Raw genomic sequence first — 22,230 nt, forward strand, 5'->3', positions numbered from 1 at the left:
AAGATCGCTGCGGGATCAGCCCATCGCCTGATCGAGATCGGCGATGATATCCTCGACATTCTCAATCCCGATCGAGAGCCGCACCATATTCGGCGGTGCGCCAGCAGCGATTTGCTGCGCAGGCTCCAACTGGCGGTGCGTGGTCGAGGCGGGGTGGATGATCAAGCTGCGCGTGTCACCCAGATTCGCCACATGGCTGAAGAGCTTGACCTTATTGATCAGATCCACACAGCCGTCATAGCCCGATTTCAGCGAGACGGTGAAAAGCGCACCTGCGCCCTTGGGCACGATCTTCTTGGCGCGCTTGTAGGACGGGCTCGACTTCAGGCCAGCATAAGACACCGCCTCGACGCGAGGGTCCTTCTCCAGCCATTCCGCAACCTTACGGGCGTTGGCGACATGGCGCTCCATCCGCAGGCCAAGGGTTTCAATCCCCATCAGCGTGTAATGCGCGCCTTGCGGGTTCATCGTCATGCCCAGATCGCGCAGGCCCACCGCGATTGAGTGGAAGGTGAAGGCCATGCCGCCCAAGGCCGGGTGGAAGGTCAGCCCGTGATAGGCGGGCTCGGGCTGCGACAGGCTGGGGAACTTATCATTCGCCGACCAGTTGAACCGCCCTGAGTCGACCACGATCCCGCCGGTCACCGTGCCATTGCCGGTGAGGTATTTCGTCGCCGAATGGACCACCAAAGTGGCACCGAGTTCAATCGGTTTGCACAGCCACGGCGTGGCGGTGGTGTTGTCGACGATCAGCGGGATGCCCTTGCGATCGGCGATCTTGGCCAAGGCCGGGATATCGGTGACATAGCCACCGGGGTTCGCAATGGTTTCGCAGAAAATCGCGCGGGTGTTCTTGTCGCAAGCCTTCGCGACCGCGCCCAGATCATCGGTATCAACGAATTTCGCCGACCAGCCGAAGCGTTTGATCGTCTGGCTGAACTGGGTCATCGTGCCGCCGTAAAGCCTTGACGAAGCGACGATATTCTTGCCCGGCCCCATCAGCGGGAAAAGCGCCATGATCTGCGCCGCATGGCCGGAAGAGCAGGCAATCCCGCCCGCACCGCCCTCAAGCGCAACAACGCGATTGGCCAAGGCGCTGACGGTCGGGTTGGTCAGGCGCGAGTAGATGTAACCGATTTCTTCAAGGTTGAAGAGCTTGGCGGCATGGTCAGCATCGCGGAAGACATAGGCCGTGGTCTGATAGATCGGCACCTGCCGCGCGCCGGTCGCGGGATCAGGCGCCGTGCCGGCATGAATGGCAAGGGTATCAAAACCCAAAGGTGTGTCTGACATGCAGTCCTCCGATACTGGTTGCGCGCGACGTTAGGGGAGGGTTGCCGTAACGGCAATAACAGAAGCAATTGGCTGAGCCGGCGACCCGCGAGATGGCGTGGCCGTCCTCTTTCAAAGGGCCAGCAGAGAATATTTTGTCACCGACACAACAATTTCGCAGCCAAATCGAAAAGCCTGCGCAATGATTGCGTCATGACCTATGACCTACTTATCGCTTTGATCGGTTTTGGCCTCGTGACCTCGGTCACGCCGGGGCCGAACAATATGATGCTTTTGGCCAGCGGGGTGAACTTTGGCCTGCGGCGGACTTTGCCGCATATGCTGGGGATCAGCATCGGCCATGCTTTGATGGTGTTTCTGGTCGGCCTTGGCGTCGCCGGCATCTTCACTGCTTGGCCGCCCAGCCTGACGCTGCTGAAGATCGGCTCGGTGGCCTATATGCTGTGGCTGGCGTGGAAGATCGCCCATTCCGGCGCGCCGGGTGAGGGGACATCGCGCGCAACGCCGATGACCTTCCTGCAAGCGGCCGCCTTCCAATGGGTCAACCCCAAGGCTTGGACCATGGCCTTGGGCGCAGTCACCGCCTATGTCGCCACCCCCTCGGCGCTGGCCTATCTGACCATCGCGGTGGTCTTCATGGTGGTGAACTTCCCCTCGGTGATGATCTGGGCGGCGGCGGGGCAGGTGTTGCGCGGCTGGCTCGACCACCCGAAGCGCCTAAGGGCCTTCAACTGGACCATGGCAGCACTTTTGGTGCTGTCGCTCTGGCCGGTGGTGACGCTGAAGCTTTAGCGCAGCCAGAGGCCCTCACGGCGCAGGGTATTGCGGATCGCTTGTTCGCGGCGCGGCAGATCATTGCGGTCAAAAAGCCCGCGCGCTTTGCGGCCTTTGTTTTGGTAAATCATCAGCTTGGCTTGCGGCCAGTCGCGCAGGATCCGCCGGTTGGGCTTGTTCGCAGCCACGGCTTCCAGCATCGCAACCGCCGCATCGCTCTCGCGCGCATAGAGAAGCGGCAGGCTGCGGTAATGGCAGGTCACATCACCGTCGAGCCCCGCCAGCCCCGGACCGGGGCGCCCGCCGCCAAAGCTTTGCACCACCAAGGGCAAGGCGATCTGGTCAAGCCACGGGTAGATTTCCTGCAAGATCAACTCTTCCGGCGGATTGTCGCGGATCTCGCGCGCAAATTCCACAAAGCGCGCGCCAAAGCTTTGCGGGCTGTCGTGGAAGAACCATCCGGCGTTGAAGTAAAGGTGGCGCTGCCAATAATCCTCGGGCTGGCTTGGGTCGAGCGATGCGGCGTAATCCACCCCAAATCGCTCATAAAGCGCGCCCCAAATCTGTGCATAGCTGGGGCCATATAGCTCCACCTGCGGCCAAGTCGCCTCACGTCGCATCGAGGCCGAGGGTTTGGTGAAATCAATCTCCAGCGCACCAAGATCGCCAGTGATCAGCGTATCCGTATCAAGGAAAAGAAACGGCCCTTCCGGCAAAGCCGCCAGTCCTTCGATCTTATTGCCATGCGGATAGCTTGCACCGAAGACCTTGCTCTCAAAGGGCAAAATCTCGGCTCCCAGCTCTTGGAGCCGCTCGCGTAAGCGCTCGTCCGAGACCCTTGGATCCTCAGGCCAAAGCGGCCCCGGCTGCGGCTCCATAAAGCAAAGCCGCCCGGCAAAGCCCGGATTGCTGGCCCGTAGCGAGGCCGCCAGCAGCAAGGCCTCATAACCAAGCCGCCCCTCTTGCAGCACCGCTGCGATGGTGAAGGGCGTTTGCGAGCGCACAGGCATCGGCTGGGCAGGCTTAGGCTGGGTCACGGCGGGTTCCTTTTTCCGCAAAGGCCCCCGAGAGGGGCAGGGCGGCGCGGGCCGCGCTGCCGGGCAGGGACGTCAGCGCGGGGTGAAGCGCAGCGAAAGGCAGGACATGCCGCCGTCGATCTTGGCGCATTCGCTGTTGCCGATCTCAACCACATCATAGCCCGCCGCCACCAGTCGATCCCGCGTGCGCGGAAAGCCAGCCGGGAACAGGACCTTGTCGTTGAACCGGATTGCATTGGCCGAGGCTTCCTCGCCTTCCGCAACCGCAATCACCCGGTAATCGGCAAAGCAACCCGAGGCCGCCAGCCGGTCGGTCGAGAGCACCGTCTCGCCATCCATCAAGCTGCAATCGGTTTTGAAATGCAGCACGCCGGGCGGCGTGTGCAACTCGCGCACCGTGTGACCCCAGTCCGAAACCAGCCGGGTCAGTTCCGCCACGCCTTCACCATTGGTGCGGGCCGAGCGACCCACAAGGATCTCGCGCTCGGTCACCAGAATATCGCCGCCTTCGATGAAGCTCTCGGCCCCTTCAATCCGGCGGATCTCAGCGTAAAGCTTCTCCAGATGCGGCGCCATTTCCGCCGCTTCCCCCAGACGCGAAGGCGCACCGGGGCGCATGATCACAGCCCCCTGCGGCAGGCACAAAGCGGTGTCCTCGACAAAGACCGAATCCGGGTAATCCTCTAGCGCGCCCAGCTCAATCACCGTGGCGCCGGTCGCCTTCAAAGCCGCGATGTAATCGGCGTGATGCGATTGCATCAGCGCCAGATCAGGGTTGCCGGTATCCACAGCGCGCAAACCCCGGATGATGCTTTGCGCGGGGCGGCGGGTGATGGCATGGGTGAAGCGGAAAGAATGATCGGTCATGATGGGCTTTCTGAAATTTTGCCTCACCCTGACATAGAGAATGCCCTCTCGCAATCTTGGCGCTTGGACGCGGGCCATGCCCCATCTGAGAAGAGAGGCGCGCAGCGTCCGAATCGCACTGCCAGCCCAATTTGGTGCAAAGCGGCTCTGCCACGCCCAAAGCGGGCAAGGCGCCAAGACCTCTAACAGAACAAGCAAAGCCACCGAAAACAGTGGTATATTCAACCGGTTGTAGGGGGATCGTTTCGGGGAAGCTTCGGTTCTAAGATAAATCCGGTTCGCGCATCCCGGCCCGCAGGCCTTCTGACATCGGACCACCATCCGCAGGAAGGGGATGGTGGGTGACCCTGGAATCGAACCAGGCGTGGGTCGCCCCGGCGGAGTTACAGTCCGCTGCCGCACCTTGCAGCTCGTCACCCGATGGGGCGGGGTTTAGCGGGGGGTTCTCAGGGCGTCAAGGGTGGAACGTGCAGCTTTTGCAAGCTATAGGGAAGAAATGAAAATCGGAGATGCGCGATGAAGCCGGGGTCGGTTAAGCCCACATGGATTGTGGACAAGGAACGCAGGGCGAAAGCCGAGGCGAAAGAGACGGTTTGGCTCTTTGGTCTGCATGCGGTGCGCGATGCGCTGCTGAACCCCAAACGCAAAAAATTGCGGCTGTTGGTGACGAAAAACGCGCTCGACCGGCTGGGCGATGCGGTGGCCGAATCGGGAATCACCCCCGAGATCGAAGATCCGCGCAAATTCTCGGCCCCCTTGGAAGAGCATTCGGTCCACCAAGGCGCCGCTTTGGAAGTGAAGCCTTTGGATTGGGGCTCGCTGGCCGATGTGGCGGTTTCGGGCGAGGGCGCACCTTTGGTCGTGCTTTTGGACCGGGTGACCGATCCGCATAACGCCGGCGCCGTCTTGCGCTCGGCCGAGGTGTTCGGCGCCCGCGCGGTGATCGCGCCCCGCCACCATTCCGCGCCCGAGACCGGGGCCTTGGCCAAAACCGCCAGCGGCGCTTTGGAGCGTCAGCCCTATCTGCGCGTGACCAACCTCGCCGATACGATGGCCGAGCTGAAGGGCATGGGCTATATCCTGATCGGGCTCGATGGTGAGGCCGAGCTCACCCTGCCGCAAGCGCTTGAGCAAGCCGGCACCCGCGCTTTGGCGCTGGTGATGGGCGCGGAAGGACCGGGTCTGCGCGATAAAACCCGCGAGACCTGCGATATGATCGCGCGCATCCCCTTCGCGGGCGGCTTTGGCAGCCTCAATGTCTCGAACGCTGCCGCCGTGGCGCTGTACGCCGCATCCACGCGCTAAGGCGCTTCTGATCACGCTTGCGCGAGCGGGCTTTAACCAAAGGTTTAGGGTTCTAAATGTAGATCATGAGGCGGCGGCCGGAACGCCCCGCCTTGCGTATCTACTGTCCCTCGTTCCGCAACTTTTGCGCCCGGCCCCCTAGGCTCGGGCGCTTTTTTCTGATTGGCTGGTGCGATGAGCGAGAGTGAAACAATCCGTCAGATCCTGACTCAAAGCCGCCGCATCGCGGTGGTAGGCTGGTCACCAAAGCCCGACCGCGCCAGCCACCGCGTTGCCGCCTTCTTGGCTGCAAGCGGCTATGAGGTGATTGCGGTGAACCCGGGCGTGGCGGGCCAAGAGGCGTTGGGCCGGGTGGTGCGCGCCTCGCTGGCCGAGGTTGTCGAGAAAGACGGCCCCATCGATATGGTCGATGTCTTTCGCCGCAGCGAAGAGGCCGGCGCCGTGGTGGATGAGGCGATCGCGCAAGGTGCGAAATCAGTCTGGTTGCAGCTTGGCGTGATGGATGACGCGGCCATGATGCGCGCCCGCGACGCTGGGCTTTTGGCGGTGCAAGATCATTGTCCCGCCATCGAGCTCCCGCGCCTAAAACTCTGATCTAAACCTAAAAAACTAGAGCGCCTTTCAGGCGCAAGCTTATGTCTCGCCTCTGCGCGCCTTGCGGCGCGCAACCGGCTCGGCGTTGCCTCCGGCGGGGATATTTGAAGACAGAAAAAAGACGAGGAGGTGTCCCGCCTCATTTTCTGTCTGAAAATATCCTCTGGGGGTTTGGGGGGCGAAGCGCCCCCAAGGCCAGCCTCAGGCCTTACGGGCAGCCTTTTCGGAAATTCCCGAAGTGCCCTCACGCCGGGCCAGCTCGTCCATCACTTCTGCAAGCGAGACATCGCGGGCGGCCAGCATCACCAGCAAGTGATAGATCACATCCGCTGCTTCGGTGATCAGATGCGCGCGGTCGCCTTTGACTGCTTCGATGATCGCCTCAACCGCTTCTTCCCCGAATTTCTCGGCGCATTTCTCCGGGCCTTTGGCAAAGAGCTTTGCTGTCCAGCTGCTGTCAGGATCGGCGCCTTTGCGTGCAGCAATGGTCTCTGCCAGCCGTTCGATCGCGTTCAACTCACGGCTCATGCCAGCCTCATCGGAATGCCAGCCGCTGCCATATGGGCCTTGGCCTCGCCAATCGTATAGGTGCCAAAGTGGAAGATCGAGGCCGCCAGCACCGCCGAAGCATGGCCTTCGATCACGCCTTCGACCAGATGGTCCAAAGTCCCAACGCCGCCCGAGGCGATCACCGGCACCGATACCGCATCGGCGACCGCGCGCGTCAAGGCTAGGTTGAAGCCCGCCTTGGTGCCATCACGGTCCATCGAGGTCAGCAAGATCTCGCCCGCCCCTTTGGCCGCCATCTGCACCGCAAATTCCACCGCATCAATGCCGGTCGCGCGCCGCCCGCCGTGGGTGAAGATCTCCCAGCGGCCGGGCTCCACCGTCTTGGCATCAATTGCCACCACAATGCATTGCGAGCCGAAATGGTCCGCCGCTTGCGCCACCACATCCGGATTGGCGACCGCGGCCGAGTTGAAGCTGACCTTGTCAGCCCCAGCAAGCAAGAGTGCGCGCACATCTGCCACCGTCCGAACGCCACCGCCCACCGTCAGCGGCATGAAGCACTGCTCGGCTGTGCGCGTGACCAGATCGAACATCGTGCCGCGGTTCTCTTCCGTCGCCATAATGTCGAGGAAGCACAGCTCATCCGCGCCCGCTGCGTCATAGGCCTTTGCGGCCTCGACCGGGTCGCCGGCATCGATGAGATCAACGAAGTTCACGCCTTTCACGACACGGCCGTCGGCCACGTCCAGGCAGGGAATGATACGGGTCTTCAGCATGGGCGTTGAATGCCGCGCTGAGGGCAAAAAGGCAAGGGGAGGCTGCGCAGGTCATGCTGCACCGAACCCCTATGCCAATCTATCACAATCTGCTTTCCTGGGCCGATGACGAAGCTGGTTTTGCTGCACAAGGCCGATTCGATCTACGAAGACGAACCTGACCGCGTTTACGATTTCCCTCGTCAGTATCTCAGTGCCATCCGGGAGGGCGTCGGAGATTGGGTCGTTTATTATGAGCCGGTGAAAGCCGGCCCGCGCGGCTATTTCGCCGCCGCCAAGATCGATCGGGTCATCCCCAAGCCTGGGGCCGAGGGCCGCTACCTCGCCCTGATCGCGCCGCAAAGCTACCTGCCCTTCGACCGTGAGGTGCCGCGGTTAATCAACGGTCGGCCGCTTGAAGCCGCCTTAACCGGTCCGGATGGGTTGCCGCGCTCAGGCGGGGCGGTGCAGCTTGCGGTGCGCCGCCTGCCCGAGGCGGAATTCGCCGCCATCGTCCGGCATGGCTTGCCAGCGGATTTGATCGAACAAGAAGCGCGCCGCTATGATGCGCCGCGTCCTGAACTGGACGAAGCCCCTGCACCTTTCGAGCGCCCGGTGATCGAGCGGCTGGTCAGCCGGCCTTATCGCGACATTGCCTTTCGCCGCAAAGTGCGCGCGGCCTATGATTATCGCTGCGCTATCTCGGGCCTGCGGCTGCGCAATGGCGGCGGCCGGCCCGAGGTGCAGGCGGCGCATATACACCCCGTTGCCTCTGGTGGCCCCGATACCACACGCAACGGCCTTGCTTTGACCGGCACATTGCATTGGATGTTTGATCGCGGGCTGATCTCGGTCGCCGATGATCACTCGATCCTTGTCTCGCGCAATAAGGTGCCCAGCGAAGTGACAGACCGGTTGATGGCGCCCGGCGGGCGGCTCTTGCCGCCGCTCTATGCTTGGGACGCGCCGCATCCGGCGCATCTTAAGTGGCATCGTGAAAATGTCTTCGGGCAGGGGGCCTCGGAGGGCCCCTTGCCTTGGGATTAACCCTTCAGCGCTGCAATCGCCGCAGCCAGATCAATCGCGCCATCATATAGCGCGCGGCCCGAGATAGCGCCTGCGATCACGCCGGTGTCGCGCAGGGCCAGCAGGTCTTCCATCCGGCTCACCCCGCCCGAGGCGATCACCGGGATCGAGACGGCGCGGGCCAAAGCCTCAGTTGCTTCGATATTCGGGCCTTGCATCGCACCGTCGCGGTCAATGTCGGTGTAGATGATCGCCGCCACCCCGGCGTCTTCGAAACTGCGTGCAAGATCCGTGACTTGCACATTGGTCTCTTCGGCCCAGCCCTTGGTCGCGACAAGACCTTTGCGCGCATCGATCCCCACGGCGACCTTGCCGGGGAAAGCCTTTGCCGCCTCGCGCACCAACGCAGGGTTCTCCACCGCCACCGTGCCCAAGATCACCCGTGCCAAGCCTTTCGAAAGCCACATCTCGATCGTTGCCAGATCGCGGATGCCACCGCCGAGCTGGGCTGGCACTTTGATCCGCGCCAAGATCGCCTCAACCGCCGCCGCATTGACCGGCTGACCGGCGAAAGCGCCGTTCAGATCGACCAAATGCACCCATTCGCAGCCCGAAGCCTCAAAGGCTGCCGCCTGTGCTGCCGGATCCTCACCGAAGACCGTGGCCTTCTCCATATCGCCGCGCAAAAGGCGCACGCATTTGCCGTCTTTAAGGTCGATGGCGGGGTACAGGATCATGACGGGCTCCACTTATCGCTGGGCGCCTCCTGCCACGGGCGCGGCCAGAAGGGAAGGGACCCAACGTCACGCTTGATCGGTTGACCCTGCGGCGCAAGGATTTTTTACACCTCAGGGAGGGGGAACCAATGAAGATACTTGCTCTTGCCGCCAGCTTGACGTTTTGCGCCAGCTTTGCCGCAGCCGATCCGCTGGAAGGGGTTTGGCAGACCGAGGTGGATGATGGCGCTTTTGCCCATGTCACCATCAAGCCTTGCGGCGCGGCGCTTTGTGGCACGATCACCCAGACCTATAAGGCCGATGGCAGCACCTATGCCTCTGACAATAAAGGCAAACAGATCGTCACTGATATGGCGGCACAAGGGGGTGGCAATTACGAAGGCTCGGTCTTCCGGCCTTCGAATGGCAAAACCTATTACGGCACCATTGCGCTCAGTGGCGATAAGTTGCGGCTGTCGGGCTGCGTGATGGGTGGCTTGATCTGCGCCAAGCAAAACTGGGCGCGGGTGAAGTAAGCCGCCGCTTTTGCGCAAGCTTCGGGTCGCCGCCACGCGGCCCGAGCACTAGCCTTGGGGGCACAAGGAGGCCCCATGGTAAAACCGAAACTCAACCGCGACTTGGGCCGCGCCCCCGATGATGCCGAATGGGCCCTGCATGAGGCGCGCAGCCTCACGGGTCTCACTTGGGCCGTCCTCACCACCGGCATCCACTGCCGCGACGGCTGCCCGGCAAAGCCGCTGCAACGAAACGTAAGGATCTTTCCCAGCCCCGCCGAGGCGCAAGCCACCGGTTACCGCCCCTGCAAACGCTGTGGCGGCTAACAAGCCTTCATCCCTCATTCAGAACCTAAATATCCTCAGCGACTGTGGGGGCAGAATGCCCCCGCCGGTGCCGAAAACCTTACGGCTTCCACTTCAAGAAGTTAGAAATCAGCCGCAAACCAAGACCTTGGCTCTTTTCCGGGTGGAACTGCGTGCCCACCATCGTGTCGCGCCCGACAATCGCCGTGATCGGCCCGGCGTAATCGGCATGGGCCAGCAGATGGGCGGGGTTCTCTACCAAGAAGTGGTAGGAATGCACGAAATAGGCGTGATCGCCGGTCTTCAGCCCGTCCAGCACCGGATGCGGCTGATCGATCACCAGATCGTTCCAGCCCATATGCGGCACCTTCAGGCTTGGGTCCGAGGGGGCAATCCGCACCACCTCGCCACCGATCCAATCAAAACCGGCGGTATCCTCATATTCCCGGCCCCATGAGGCCAGCATCTGCATGCCCACGCAAATGCCAAGGAAGGGGCGACCCTTTTGGGTGACCGCCTCATCAATCGCCTCAAAAAGACCGCCGTAAGCGCCCAAGGCCTTGCGGCAGGCCGGAAAGGCGCCGTCTCCCGGCAGGACAATCCGGTCCGCCCGCGCCACATCCTCGGGGCGCGAAGTGACCAGAACCTCGCCAGCATCGCCCTCTAAGGCCATCCGCTGAAAGGCTTTTTCGGCCGAGTGCAGATTGCCCGAATCGTAATCAACCAGAACAGTAAGGCTCACAATGCACCTTTCGTGCTGGGCAGCACGCCTGCCATCCGCGGATCAGGCTCTACCGCCTCACGCAAGGCGCGGGCGACGGCTTTGAAGCAGGCCTCGGCGATGTGGTGGCTGTTGAAGCCATGGATCAGATCGACATGCAAAGTGATGCCGCCGTGGGTGGAGAGCGCTTGGAAGAACTCACGCACAAGCTCGGTGTCGAAAGTGCCAATCTTCTGCGTCGGGAAGGGCAGGTTCCAGATCAGGAAGGGCCGCGCCGAGAGATCCAGCGCGCAAGCCACCTGCGCATCATCCATCGCCAGCCGGAAATGGCCATAGCGCCGGATACCTGCCTTGTTTCCCAAGGCCTTGGTCAAAGCCTGACCCAAAGCGATGCCGACATCTTCGACCGTGTGGTGGTCGTCGATGTGCAAATCCCCCTTCGCCCGCACCGTGATATCGATCAGGCTATGGCGGGCCAGCTGGTCCAGCATATGGTCGAAGAAGCCAACCCCGGTTTGGTTGTCATAAGCGCCGCTGCCATCCAGATTGACCGCAACAGTGATCGCGGTCTCGGCGGTGTTTCGGCTGATTTCGACCTTGCGCATGGGATGCTCCGTCGCGGTTCTCAAACAAGGGGAAGGGCGCGACCAAGGCGCCCCTTAGGCGGCTGGTAAACCCTTGGGCCTTATCCGGCAAGGGTTTGAAACGACGAAGGGCGCCCCGAAAGGCGCCCTTTTCGATTTGGAGCGGGCGATGAGATTCGAACTCACGACCCTAACCTTGGCAAGGTTATGCTCTACCCCTGAGCTACGCCCGCACTCCGTAAGCGGGGATTTAGCCGATGCTTTCGGGGGGCGCAAGGGCGGAAAACAGATTTCTTGCAGAGTTTTTTCGCCTGAAAGGAGAGTAGGCCAATTTCCGGGGTTTCGCAGGTAGGGAAGGGGCAGCGCCGAGGGCAAAGCGGTCGCGGAGTGCGGCGGGAAAACGTAAAACCGTCGGGGGCGGGGCTGCTTCAGGCCTCGAAAGCCTTGCGCCAAACCGGCAGCCTGAAATGACAAAAGGCGATCCCGAAGGATCGCCTTTTCGTTTTGGTCCATTTGGAGCGGGCGATGAGATTCGAACTCACGACCCTAACCTTGGCAAGGTTATGCTCTACCCCTGAGCTACGCCCGCACCGTCTGGACTGGCGCTGATCTAGTCGGCGGCACGGGCCTCCGCAAGGGGAAAAATCACGCGGCGAAGAAGTTTTTTTGACAGGGTGCGAAAACCTTAAGGAAATCGCGGTTATTTTCTTTCTGCCGTCGCATCAAAGGCTTGCAAGAAGCGCCTCGGCACAAGCCTTGCCCGTGCGTCATGCAAAAGGCGGCCCCTTCGGGCCGCCTTCGCGCGAAGATTCTCTCTAAATTCAGCGACAGATTCTTTGCTCTGCCGCCTTAGAAAATCACTCCAACTCGATCAAAAGATCCTTGGCCTCGATCTGGGCGCCAGCGGTGACATGCACGGCTTTCACCGTGGCCTCACGGTCGGCATGCAGCCCGGTCTCCATCTTCATCGCCTCGATGGTCAGCAACAGATCCCCGGCCCGCACCTTTGCCCCGACCGCCACAGCAACCGAAGCCACCGCCCCCGGCATCGGCGCGCCGATGTGCTGCGGGTTGCCCTCGACCGCTTTGGGGCGCGCGGCGGTTTTGGCCTTCACCGCCCGGTTCGGCACTCGGATGACCCGAGGCTGACCGTTCAGCTCGAAGAACACCTTCACCTCGCCATCTTCCGTGGTCTCGCCCACGGTTTGCAGACGGATCTCCAGCGTCTTGCCCGAGGCGATCTCGGCGGTGATCTCCTCGCCGGGTTCCATGCCGTAAAAGAAGGTCCGCGTCGGCAGGGTGCGCACCGGGCCATAGGTCTTGTGGCGGCCCATGTAGTCAAGGAAGACCTTGGGATACATGAGGTATCCGTTCAGATCCTCATCATCGATCGCCAGCCCGTCGAGTTCGGCCGAAAGCTTGGCGCGCGTCGCCTCCAGATCGACCGGCGGCAGCGATTTGCCCGGACGCTCGGTCAAAGGCGCTTCGCCCTTCAGCACCTTTTGCAAGATGCCCTGCGGCCAGCCGCCATGCGGTTGGCCGAGATTGCCCTTCAGCATATCGGCCACCGAATCCGGGAAAGCCACATCCACCGACGGGTCTTCCACCTGCGCCCGGCTCAGCCCCTGCGCCACCATCATCAGCGCCATATCGCCGACCACTTTCGACGAGGGCGTCACCTTCACGATATCGCCAAACATCTGGTTGGCATCGGCATAGGCCTGCGCCACCTCTTGCCAGCGCTCCTCCAGCCCCAAGCTGCGCGCCTGCGCCTTCAGGTTGGTGAATTGGCCGCCGGGCATTTCATGCAAGTAAACTTCCGAGGCAGGCGAGGGCAGGCCCGATTCAAAGGCCGCATATTCATTCCGCACGCCTTCCCAATAGCTTGAGATCTCGCGGATCGAAGCCATATCAAGCCCGGTGTCGCGCTCGGTATGCCGCAAGGCTTCCACGATCGAGCCCAAGCAGGGCTGCGAGGTGCCGCCCGAAAACGCATCCATCGCCGCATCGACCGCATCCACCCCGGCATCGCAAGCCGCCAAGATCGTCGCCGCCGCCGCCCCCGAGGTGTCATGGGTGTGGAAGTGGATCGGCAGGCCAACCTCTTGCTTCAGCGCCTTCACCAGCACCCGCGCCGCACCGGGCTTCATCAGCCCGGCCATATCCTTCAGGCCCAAGACATGCGCGCCCGCCGCCTTCAGCTCTTGTGCGCGGTCGAGGTAATATTTCAGATCATATTTGGCCCGCTCAGGGTTCAGAAGGTCGCCGGTGTAGCAGATCGTGCCTTCGCAGAGCTTGCCCGCCTCGATCACCGCATCCATCGCCACCCGCATATTCTCGACCCAGTTGAGCGAATCGAAGACGCGGAACACATCGACCCCGGTCTCGGCGGCCTGTTTGACGAAAGATTGCACCACATTGTCGGGATAATTCGTATAGCCGACCCCGTTCGAGGCGCGCAGCAGCATCTGCGTCATCACATTGGGCATCGCCGCGCGCAGATCACGCAAGCGCTGCCATGGGCATTCTTGCAAGAAGCGGTAAGCCACATCGAAGGTCGCGCCACCCCAGCATTCGACCGAGAAAAGCTGCGGCAGGTTCGCCGCATAGGCCGGGGCCACCTTGATCATATCGATCGAGCGCATCCGGGTCGCCAGCAGCGACTGGTGGCCATCGCGCATGGTTGTGTCGGTGATCAGCACCTTTTTCTGCTGACGCATCCAATCTGCCACCGCTTGCGGGCCCTTTTGCTCCAGCAAATTGCGGGTGCCCATCGCAGGCTCGGCCTTGGGGCGCGGCGCTTTCGGCGCGCGGGCCTCGGCCGGGGGCTTTACGCGGCCCGCCGTCTCAGGATGCCCGTTCACCGTGATATCTGCGATATAAATCAACAGCTTCGTCGCCCGGTCGCGGCGCTTTTTGAACTGGAACAGCTCGGGCGTGGTGTCGATGAATTTGGTCGTATAGCTGTCATCAAGAAAGGTCGGGTGCTTCAAGAGGTTGATGACAAACTCGATATTCGTGGCCACGCCGCGAATGCGGAACTCGCGCAAGGCCCGGTCCATCCGAGAGATCGCCTTCTCCGGCGTCTGCGCATGGGCGGTGACCTTCACCAAGAGCGAATCGTAATAGCGCGTGATCACACCGCCCGCATAAGCGGTGCCGCCATCCAGCCGGATGCCATTGCCGGTGGCCGAGCGATAGGCCGACAAGCGCCCGTAATCGGGGATGAAATTGTTCAGCGGGTCTTCGGTGGTGACGCGGCACTGCAAGGCATGGCCGTTCAGCTTCACATCGGCTTGCGAGGCCACACCGGTCGCCTCGGGCAAAGATTTGCCCTCTTCGATCAGGATCTGCGCCTGCACGATATCGATCCCGGTCACCTCTTCGGTGACGGTATGCTCGACCTGCACGCGGGGGTTCACTTCGATGAAGTAGAACTTGCCCTCATCCATATCCATCAAGAATTCGACCGTGCCGGCGCATTCGTAATTCACATGGGCGCAGATCCGCCGCGCCATCTCGCAAACTTCTTCGCGCTGGGCTTGGGAGAGGTAGGGGGCAGGGGCGCGCTCGACGACCTTTTGGTTGCGCCGCTGCACGGTGCAGTCGCGCTCCCACAGATGCCAGACATTGCCTTCGCGGTCGCCAAGGATCTGCACCTCGACATGTCGCGCGCGCAGAATCATCTTCTCCAGATAACCCTCGCCATTGCCGAAAGCCGCCTCGGCCTCACGCCGGCCTTCACGGACTTTCGCCTCCAGCTCATCCTCGGACAGGATCGGCCGCATCCCGCGCCCGCCACCGCCCCATGAGGCTTTCAGCATCAAAGGATAGCCGACCTCTTTGGCTTGACGCTTGATCAGCGCCATATCCTCGCCCAAGACCTCGGTCGCCGGAATGACCGGCACCCCGGCCTCCATCGCCACCCGCCGCGCGCTGGCCTTGTCGCCAAGCGCGCGCATCGTCTCGGCCCGAGGCCCGATGAAAGTGATCCCCGCTGCGTCGCAAGCCTCAACAAAATCAGGATTTTCCGACAAAAGCCCATAGCCCGGGTGGATCGCATCTGCCCCGGACATCCGCGCCACCCGAATGATCTCGGGGATCGAGAGATAGGCGCCCACCGGAGACATGCCCTCACCGATCCGGTAAGCCTCATCGGCCTTAAAACGGTGCAAGCTCAGCTTGTCTTCCTCGGCGTAGACGGCGACGGTTTTCTTGCCCATCTCATTGGCAGCCCGCATGACGCGGATGGCGATCTCGCCGCGATTGGCAACGAGGATTTTTTTGAAGTCGGGCATAAGCGCGGGGTCTCCCGAGGATAGGTTACATTACGTCACTCTATGGATGCTGCAGTGCAGCGCAAGGGCGGCCTGCGACAAAATCGCAGGCTTTTGCGCCATTGCGGAAAGGGGGCATTATTCGCCCTTCGGCACGTTGCGATTGGTCAGCGGAACTTCTTTCAGCACCAAGGTCAGCACCAGCCCAATCAGCACCAAGGCAAGGCTGATCCAAAAGACCGGATGCAACGCGTTTGACACCGCTTGGCCGATCATCGCGCGGTCTGCTTCGTCCAATCCGGCCATCATTTGCGGCCCCAACTCGGCCACATGCACCGCCCCCGATCCGGCGGCGCCAAGCGAGGCCGACATCCCAGCCGCAAAGATTGCACCAAAGGCCGCAACCGAGACAGAGCCGCCGATCTGGCGAAACATCAGCCCGGCGGCGGTGGCGGTGCCGATCTGCGCGCGCGGCACGGTGTTTTGCACCGCCGTGGTGATCACCGGGAAAATCGTGCCCATCCCAGCGCCAATCGCCATCAGGGCAGCCCATAAAAGCGGTGCCGGCATCGCAGGATCCAACTGCGTCAGCACCGCCATGCCAAAGCTCGCGATCACAAGGCCCACCTGAGGCAAAATCCGGTAACGCCCGGTCCGCGCCATGTATCGCCCTGAAAGTGTTGAGGCGATCAGGATGCCAAAGGTCAGCGGGATCATCTCCCAGCCCGATTGTGTGGGCGAGGCGCCGCGCGCGATTTGCAGCCAGACCGGGATGAAGGTCACGGTGCCGAACATCATCGCCCCCGCCACAAAGCCAATGCCCGAGGTGACGTTGAACACATTGCCGCGAAACAGGCTTAGGGGCAGCACCGGCTCGGCCGCGCGGGTCTCGACCCAAAGGAAGGCCAAAAGCCCCAGCACCGCCAAAGCCAACAAGCTCAGCGCCGCCGGGCCGTCCCAAGCGATGCTGCGCCCGCCCAGCGAGGTGACAAGGATCAGTGATCCCAAAGTCAGCGTCAGCAGGGCCGCCCCCGCATAGTCGATCTTATGCGCGACCCGCACCGCCGGGGCGTGAAAGCCCCAAATGAACCCTGCCAAAGCCGCAATCCCGATCGGCAGGTTGATGAAGAAAATCCAGTGCCAACTGGCCACTTCGACAAACCAGCCGCCCAACAAGGGCCCGATCACCGAAGAGACGCCAAAGACCCCAGCAAAGACGCCTTGGATCTTGCCGCGCTCCTCGGGCGGCAGCACATCGGCAATGATCGACAGCGCCAGCACGAACAACCCGCCGCCGCCCAAACCTTGAATCGCGCGGGCGGTGATCAAAAAGCCCATGCTCTGCGCCACGCCGCAAAGCACCGATCCCAGAAGGAAAATCGTGACCGAGATGATCACCATCTTCCGCCGGCCATAAAGATCGCCCAGCTTGCCATAAAGCGGCGCCACCACGGTCGAGGCCAGAATATAGGCCGTCACCACCCAACTGAGATGATCGAGCCCGCCCAGATCAGCGACAATCGTCGGCAAGGCGGTCGAGACGATGGTCTGGTCCAGCGCCGCCAGCAGCAACAGCACCGCGACCGAGGCAATCACCAACCGCACGGATGAGGCACCTTGCTCCACAGCCGTACGCGGCGCTGGGCTTTGGGGGTCAACAGTCATCGAACACCATCTGAAACAAAATAAGCGGAAGGGGAGGGATGCGGCGTCGGCACAGAGAAAGGGCAGATCCTGTCATGAAATCTATTTGCCCCCTGCGACGGCATGTCAATTGCGCGCCCTCGGCTCGGCGTCTTGCAACCGCCCAGGTAACGCGCCGGAGCGATGCTGGGTTGCAGGGGCCTTACCGCCGCGCAGAGAAAGCCGCATCGCTTGGTGAACAATCCAAGAACGGTGCTTTCCCTTGGCCCAAAGCCTCGCTATCTTCACGCTATGAACGCTTGGGATGACACCGACCCGCTGAACGCCTCTGGCCCCGCCGCCGGAGCCCCCGTGCCTTTGTCGCAGCGCGCAATGGCCGCGCGACCTGCACCCTATCTGGACGACCTCAACCCCGCGCAACGTGCTGCGGTTGAGGCGATGGATGGCCCGGTGCTGATGCTCGCGGGGGCTGGCACCGGCAAGACCAAGGCTTTGACGACACGGATCGTTCATATCCTGAACACCCAGCGCGCCCGCCCGAATGAGATCCTTGCGGTGACCTTCACCAACAAGGCCGCGCGCGAGATGAAAGAGCGGGTCTTCCGCTTGCTTGGCCCGGTGGCTGAGGGCATGCCGTGGATGGGCACCTTCCACTCGCTCTCGGTGAAAATCCTGCGTCGCCATGCCGAGTTGGTCGGGCTGAAACCCAGCTTCACCATCCTCGACACCGACGATCAGTTGCGCCTCTTGAAGCAGTTGATCCAAGCCCGCAACATCGACGACAAGCGCTGGCCGCCAAGGATGCTTGCGGGGCTCATCGACGCTTGGAAGAACCGCGCGCTGACGCCCGCCCGCGTGCCCGTCACCGATGCTTCGGCCTATAACAACCTCGGGACCGAGATTTACGCCGAGTATCAAGCCCGTCTGCGCAGCCTCAACGCCTGCGATTTCGGCGATCTTCTGCTGCATTGCGTGGAGATCTTCAAAAACCACCCGGATGTTTTGGCGCAGTATCAGCGCTGGTTCCGCTATATCCTTGTCGACGAATATCAAGACACCAACGTTGCCCAATATCTCTGGTTGCGGCTTTTGGCGCAGGCGCATCAGAACATCTGCTGTGTGGGGGATGACGACCAGTCGATCTACGGCTGGCGCGGCGCCGAGGTCGGCAACATCCTGAAGTTTGAGAAGGATTTCCCCGGCGCCACGGTGATCCGGCTTGAGCAAAACTACCGCTCCACCCCGCATATCCTTGCCGCGGCTTCCGCCGTTATCGCAGGCAATGCCGGCCGCTTGGGCAAGACGCTTTGGACCGAGGCTGAGGACGGCGAAAAGGTCCGCCTCATCGGCCATTGGGACGGTGAGGAAGAGGCGCGCTGGATCGGCGAAGAGGTCGAGGCTCTTCGATCCGGAAGGCACGTTGCTGCAAAAAATCGACTAAACTTGCGGTCTATGTTGGCTCACAATAATTTGCTGCGAATTGCTTTAGGCGGACTTAAGTGGGCTACCCGTCGGGCCTTCTTTAAAGCCGTAATTGAAGAGAAAATCGCTTATAGCGATGAACGGGTAGAAAAGCTTGTCAAATGGTTGCTGACTAAGCAGGCTGAAGCTTCAGCGAAATACCAACAGGTGCTTGCTAGCCCGCTTGATCGTTTTTCCTTAGATGAAATCGCCATCCTCGTCCGCGCCTCGTATCAAATGCGCGCTTTTGAGGACCGCTTCCTCACCATCGGTCTGCCCTACCGCGTCATCGGCGGCCCGCGCTTTTACGAGCGCCAAGAGATCCGCGATGCGATGGCCTATTTCCGCCTCGCCGTCTCGCCCGAGGATGATCTTGCTTTTGAGCGCGTGGTGAATCTGCCCAAACGCGGCCTTGGCGATAAGGCGCAGCAAGAGATCCAGCTTGAGGCCCGCGCCATCGGCATGAGCCTGCACGAAGGCGCACGCAGCCTTCTGGCCCGCAAGGGTCTGAGCGCTAAGGCAGCTTCACAGCTAAAGGTCTTTGTCGAGGGCATCGACCTTTGGCACAACTTGATCGTTAACAGGGATAATCCTCAGGAAATTGCGAAGTTTCAGGCGCGGATCGCGTCGCATTATGAGCTTATGTCGCAGCTAAGCGCTGAACTTTCAGAGTTCGAGGTTCTCGAAGGAGGCGAGGTTGCCTTTGACCTGCTTATTGAAGACCCCAAGTCTGCTAACTCGGCTGGTCAAAGCGAGCAAATCAAACAGCAACTAATCCGAATTCAAAGCCTCTTGGACGTCGATAAGAATTTCTTGGCGATTCTGGAGGGTGACCACATTCGTCTCGCGGAGATGATTTTGGATGAGTCTGGCTACATGGACATGTGGCAGAAGGACAAAAACCCAGAAGCACCAGGGCGCGTCGAGAACTTGAAGGAACTCGTCAAAGGCTTGGAGCATCACGAAAACCTACAAGGTTTTCTGGATCACGTCAGTTTGATTATGGATAACGACGCGGAAGAGTCGGTTGAGAAGGTCTCGATCATGACGCTGCACGGCGCCAAGGGTTTGGAATTCCCGGTGGTTTTCCTGCCGGGATGGGAGGATGGCCTTTTCCCCAGCCAGCGCAGCATGGACGAATCCGGGCAAAAGGGCATCGAGGAAGAGCGCCGCCTCGCCTATGTCGGCATCACGCGGGCCGAGGAGCTTTGCACGATCTCCTTCGCCTCGAACCGCCGGGTTTACGGCCAATGGCAAAGCCAACTCCCCAGCCGCTTTATTGATGAGCTGCCAAGCGCCCATGTCGATGTGATCACCCCGCCAAGCCTGATGGGCGGCGGCTATGGGGCGGCGGCGGGCTTTGGCGGCTTTGGCTCGCATCTTGAAGAGCGGGTGTCAAAAGCGGATGTCTATAACTCGCCCGGCTGGAAGCGCTTGCAAGAACGCCAAAGCTCGCGCCCGATCGCCCAGCCGCGCGAGGCGCGGAATATGACCATCGATGCCGCCGCGATCAGCGGCTACAGCATCGGTGATCGGGTGTTCCACACCAAATTCGGCTATGGTGAGGTCGTGGATATCGAGGGTGACAAGCTTGATGTGCGGTTCGATAAAGCCGGCGAGAAGAAGATCGTCGCCCGCTTCGTGATGCCCGCCGACCAAGCCGACGATATGCCGTTTTAAGGAAATAGCGCGGCTATCGCCGCAAGATGATCTCTCGCCTCTGCGCCTGCGGCGCAACCGGCGAGGGGAGGCCTCCGGCGGGGATATTTAGAGTTCTGAAAGAAGTTAAAGAATTCTGAATGTCCTCGGCGGGGCGAAGCGCCTCCGGCTTTTCTATGGTTTGGGCCGCGTGCGCTCAAGGAGTTGGAAGGCGACCCCCAAGACCAAGCCCCAGAAGGCCGCGCCGATGCCAAGGAACGGTACGCCCGCCGTGGTGACGGCCAGCGTCAGCACGGCGGCGAAGCGTTGCTCGGGCTTGGCCATGGCGGTGGCAAGCGCTCCGGTCAAAGCTCCGAGGAGGGCCAGGGCGACCAAGGCCATCATGACCTGGGGGGGCAGGGCGCCAAGCAGCGTCAGGAGCAGCGGCGAGAAAAGGCCCAAGAGCACCCAGAAGCCGGCATAGGCGAGGCCCACTTTCCAGCGCTGGCTCCGATCAGGATGAACATCATCGCCCATGCAGATTGCCGCCGTGATCGCCGCCATGCTGGTCGTATGGGCCCCAAAGAACGCCGAAAGCGTCGAGACCAGCCCCGTCACCCCCAAAGCGCTGCGCACCGGCGGCTCAAACCCGGCGGCGCGCATGGTGGCAAAGCCGGGCAGGTTCTGGCTGGCCATCGTGACAAGATAAAGCGGGATCGCAAGGCCGATGACGCTGCTCAGTTCAAAGGCGGGAGAGATCAGCACCAGTTGCGGCAGCGATAGGCTCAGCGCAGGCATCTGACTGCCGCTGGCAAAGGCCAGCGCCACGCCTGCCACAAGGGCCACGATCACGGCAAAGGCGGGGCTTTTTAGCCGCACCAGTGCAAAGACCAGCAGCATCGGCAGCACCAAAAGCGGCGCGGTCTCGGCCGCCACCGCGCCTTGCAGCACGAAGGGCAAAAGCACCCCCGCCAGCATTCCGCCCGAAATCCCATCCGGGATCATCGCCACCGCGCGGCCCAAGGGGCGCAAGAGCCCGGTCAAAGCGATCAGCACGCCGGTCAGCACGAAGGCTCCGACCGCGATCTCAAGGCTCAGCCCTTGGGTTGCGGCCACCAAAGCCGTGCCGGGTGTCGACCAAGCCAACACCACCGGCACCCGGTGCCAAAAGGAAAGCAGCGCTCCGCCGACCGCCTTGGCCAAGCAGACTGCCAAAAGCCAGCTTGCGGTTTGTTCCGCCGTCGCGCCCACCGCAGCGGCGGCGGCCAGCACCAGGGCGATGGTTGAGCCATAGCCCACCAATGCCGCCACGAAGGCGGCTGTAATCACGGATGCTCGCATGGCCCCTCCATCAGCGCTCCTCCGTCGGCGCAAATCGCGCAAACTATTACGGGCGGTCGGGAAAAAAGGAAGGGGCGACGGTGCCTTGAGGGAGGAGGGAGGGCACCGCCGCTGGTTCCGCCAGCCGCAGGGAGGAGGAGCGGCCTACGAAAATCTCGGGCAGGGAAGGGCCCGATGTTGAAGCGCGACGGTGCCTTGAGGGAGGAGGGAGGGCACCGCCGCTGGTTCCGCAGGCCAAAGGGAGGAGGAGCGGCCTACGAAAATCGTCTGGGACCGACCGGTCCCGAAAAGAGCGCGGCGGCACCCCAGGGGAGGAGCGGGGGCCGCCGCTTCGTCCAGTGACCTCGGGGAGGAGGAGGTGAGGTCACCGAAGCTAGAGGGTGCGACGCTGCCGAGGGAGGAGGAGTGGCAGCGCCGCTTTTGCGGGGACCCCAAGGGAGGAGGAGCGGGGCCCGGGCAATCTGAATTCTGAGGGTCTTCAGGGGCTTGCGCCCCATCAGGTCTTATTTGCCGTAAGTCGCCTCATGTGCAAGCTCGGTGATCGAGAAGCGCGAGATGCCCAGATCCGCCAGATCGCGGTCCGACAGCTGCCGCAGCTCGGCCAGGGTCTCGTTGTAAAGCCGGCGACGGGCCAAAGCCCCCATCAGCGAGGCGTAAAGGCCAGCCAGGCGGCTGGGTTGGGCGTAGGCGGCGGAATTTACATATGCCATTTGCGTCATGCCTTGTTGCAAGCGAGTCGCGGAAAATCCTGTCTCGCTGTTGACGCTAACTTGGACCTTATGCTGCACCTGCACAATGGATGGCTCCGCATTGCCGCCATGCAGCGTCCGCATGGCTTGGCGTCATAAAAACGTCATTATTCCTAA

The 22,230-nt window shown here is 61.8% G+C and carries 19 protein-coding genes and 3 tRNA genes; 7 read left to right on the top strand and 15 right to left on the bottom strand.

From position 1 onward, the window contains the following. Positions 1-15 precede the first annotated feature (15 nt). Positions 16-1,293: an O-acetylhomoserine aminocarboxypropyltransferase/cysteine synthase family protein gene (locus Q9295_RS01285; RefSeq protein WP_306678595.1), complete on the bottom strand. Its 1,278-nt coding sequence runs from the start codon at positions 1,291-1,293 to the stop codon at positions 16-18. A 192-nt stretch (positions 1,294-1,485) separates the two neighbouring features. Here Q9295_RS01285 and Q9295_RS01290 point away from each other — a divergent pair, with 192 nt between their 5' ends. Then, a complete protein-coding gene (locus tag Q9295_RS01290; protein ID WP_306678597.1) occupies positions 1,486-2,085 on the top strand; it encodes a LysE family translocator in 600 nt (199 codons plus the stop codon). Here Q9295_RS01290 and Q9295_RS01295 read toward each other — a convergent pair. The 3 genes from Q9295_RS01295 to Q9295_RS01305 all read right to left on the bottom strand — a co-directional run bounded on the left by Q9295_RS01295 (position 2,082) and on the right by Q9295_RS01305 (position 4,390). Continuing rightward, positions 2,082-3,077 (bottom strand): GT-B fold glycosyltransferase domain-containing protein, encoded by a 996-nt coding sequence (locus Q9295_RS01295; RefSeq protein ID WP_373457406.1) that lies wholly within the window; start codon positions 3,075-3,077, stop codon positions 2,082-2,084. The two genes, Q9295_RS01290 and Q9295_RS01295, sit on opposite strands and share 4 nt — an antisense overlap. Positions 3,078-3,176: 99 nt before the next feature. Beyond that, positions 3,177-3,971, bottom strand: coding sequence for a dimethylarginine dimethylaminohydrolase family protein (locus Q9295_RS01300; protein ID WP_306678602.1), 795 nt, complete (start codon positions 3,969-3,971; stop codon positions 3,177-3,179). Positions 3,972-4,306: 335 nt separating this feature from the next. Further along, positions 4,307-4,390 (bottom strand) — tRNA-Tyr (locus tag Q9295_RS01305). Positions 4,391-4,487: 97 nt separating this feature from the next. On the opposite strand from Q9295_RS01305, the gene rlmB reads away from it, so the two are divergent. Together rlmB and Q9295_RS01315 are read left to right on the top strand one after the other, a co-directional pair. Further along, positions 4,488-5,276 carry a 23S rRNA (guanosine(2251)-2'-O)-methyltransferase RlmB gene (rlmB, locus tag Q9295_RS01310; protein WP_306678604.1) on the top strand — a complete coding sequence of 263 codons (789 nt, stop codon included), beginning with the start codon at positions 4,488-4,490 and terminating at the stop codon, positions 5,274-5,276. Between the two features lie 174 nt (positions 5,277-5,450). Next, positions 5,451-5,870: a CoA-binding protein gene (locus Q9295_RS01315; RefSeq protein WP_306678606.1), complete on the top strand. Its 420-nt coding sequence runs from the start codon at positions 5,451-5,453 to the stop codon at positions 5,868-5,870. A 201-nt stretch (positions 5,871-6,071) separates the two neighbouring features. Here the strand turns inward: Q9295_RS01315 and Q9295_RS01320 are convergent, their stop codons facing one another. Together Q9295_RS01320 and hisF are read right to left on the bottom strand one after the other, a co-directional pair. Beyond that, positions 6,072-6,386 carry a phosphoribosyl-ATP diphosphatase gene (locus tag Q9295_RS01320; RefSeq protein WP_306678772.1) on the bottom strand — a complete coding sequence of 105 codons (315 nt, stop codon included), beginning with the start codon at positions 6,384-6,386 and terminating at the stop codon, positions 6,072-6,074. A gap of 8 nt (positions 6,387-6,394) precedes the next feature. Then, positions 6,395-7,156, bottom strand: coding sequence for an imidazole glycerol phosphate synthase subunit HisF (gene hisF, locus Q9295_RS01325; protein ID WP_306678610.1), 762 nt, complete (start codon positions 7,154-7,156; stop codon positions 6,395-6,397). A 105-nt stretch (positions 7,157-7,261) separates the two neighbouring features. On the opposite strand from hisF, the gene Q9295_RS01330 reads away from it, so the two are divergent. Next, positions 7,262-8,182: an HNH endonuclease gene (locus Q9295_RS01330; protein ID WP_306678612.1), complete on the top strand. Its 921-nt coding sequence runs from the start codon at positions 7,262-7,264 to the stop codon at positions 8,180-8,182. Here the strand turns inward: Q9295_RS01330 and hisA are convergent. Next, positions 8,179-8,898, bottom strand: coding sequence for a 1-(5-phosphoribosyl)-5-[(5-phosphoribosylamino)methylideneamino]imidazole-4-carboxamide isomerase (gene hisA, locus Q9295_RS01335; RefSeq protein WP_306678614.1), 720 nt, complete (start codon positions 8,896-8,898; stop codon positions 8,179-8,181). The two genes, Q9295_RS01330 and hisA, sit on opposite strands and share 4 nt — an antisense overlap. A 128-nt stretch (positions 8,899-9,026) precedes the next feature. On the opposite strand from hisA, the gene Q9295_RS01340 reads away from it, so the two are divergent. Together Q9295_RS01340 and Q9295_RS01345 are read left to right on the top strand one after the other, a co-directional pair. Then, entirely contained in the window at positions 9,027-9,413 is a 387-nt protein-coding gene (locus Q9295_RS01340; protein ID WP_306678616.1) for a DUF2147 domain-containing protein, read from the top strand. Between the two features lie 75 nt (positions 9,414-9,488). Then, positions 9,489-9,719, top strand: a complete 231-nt coding sequence (locus Q9295_RS01345; RefSeq protein WP_306678617.1) for an Ada metal-binding domain-containing protein — start codon at positions 9,489-9,491, stop codon at positions 9,717-9,719. 79 nt (positions 9,720-9,798) lie between these two features. Here the strand turns inward: Q9295_RS01345 and hisH are convergent, their stop codons facing one another. The 6 genes from hisH to Q9295_RS01375 all read right to left on the bottom strand — a co-directional run bounded on the left by hisH (position 9,799) and on the right by Q9295_RS01375 (position 16,945). Continuing rightward, a complete protein-coding gene (hisH, locus tag Q9295_RS01350) occupies positions 9,799-10,440 on the bottom strand; it encodes an imidazole glycerol phosphate synthase subunit HisH (protein ID WP_306678619.1) in 642 nt (213 codons plus the stop codon). Then, the gene (hisB, locus tag Q9295_RS01355) at positions 10,437-11,024 is read right to left on the bottom strand and encodes an imidazoleglycerol-phosphate dehydratase HisB (protein WP_306678621.1); all 588 of its coding nucleotides are present in this window, start codon (positions 11,022-11,024) and stop codon (positions 10,437-10,439) included. The genes hisH and hisB overlap by 4 nt, the downstream gene beginning before the upstream one ends. A gap of 137 nt (positions 11,025-11,161) precedes the next feature. Then, a tRNA-Gly gene (locus tag Q9295_RS01360) sits at positions 11,162-11,236 on the bottom strand. Between the two features lie 281 nt (positions 11,237-11,517). Further along, a tRNA-Gly gene (locus Q9295_RS01365) sits at positions 11,518-11,592 on the bottom strand. A 268-nt stretch (positions 11,593-11,860) separates the two neighbouring features. Continuing rightward, positions 11,861-15,301, bottom strand: coding sequence for a pyruvate carboxylase (locus tag Q9295_RS01370; protein ID WP_306678622.1), 3,441 nt, complete (start codon positions 15,299-15,301; stop codon positions 11,861-11,863). A gap of 117 nt (positions 15,302-15,418) precedes the next feature. Beyond that, positions 15,419-16,945: an MDR family MFS transporter gene (locus Q9295_RS01375; protein WP_306678623.1), complete on the bottom strand. Its 1,527-nt coding sequence runs from the start codon at positions 16,943-16,945 to the stop codon at positions 15,419-15,421. A 270-nt stretch (positions 16,946-17,215) separates the two neighbouring features. Between Q9295_RS01375 and Q9295_RS01380 the strand changes: the two genes are divergently transcribed. Further along, complete coding sequence (locus Q9295_RS01380) at positions 17,216-20,065, top strand: ATP-dependent helicase (RefSeq protein ID WP_373457403.1); 2,850 nt, start codon at positions 17,216-17,218, stop codon at positions 20,063-20,065. A gap of 153 nt (positions 20,066-20,218) precedes the next feature. Here Q9295_RS01380 and Q9295_RS01385 read toward each other — a convergent pair whose 3' ends face one another. After that, positions 20,219-21,364, bottom strand: coding sequence for a benzoate/H(+) symporter BenE family transporter (locus Q9295_RS01385; protein ID WP_306678625.1), 1,146 nt, complete (start codon positions 21,362-21,364; stop codon positions 20,219-20,221). A gap of 503 nt (positions 21,365-21,867) precedes the next feature. Beyond that, positions 21,868-22,083 carry a DUF1127 domain-containing protein gene (locus Q9295_RS01390; protein ID WP_306678627.1) on the bottom strand — a complete coding sequence of 72 codons (216 nt, stop codon included), beginning with the start codon at positions 22,081-22,083 and terminating at the stop codon, positions 21,868-21,870. Between the last annotated feature and the right edge of the window lie 147 nt (positions 22,084-22,230).

This window comes from Pseudogemmobacter lacusdianii, assembly GCF_030848395.1.
Taxonomy (GTDB): Bacteria; Pseudomonadota; Alphaproteobacteria; order Rhodobacterales; family Rhodobacteraceae; genus Pseudogemmobacter; species Pseudogemmobacter lacusdianii.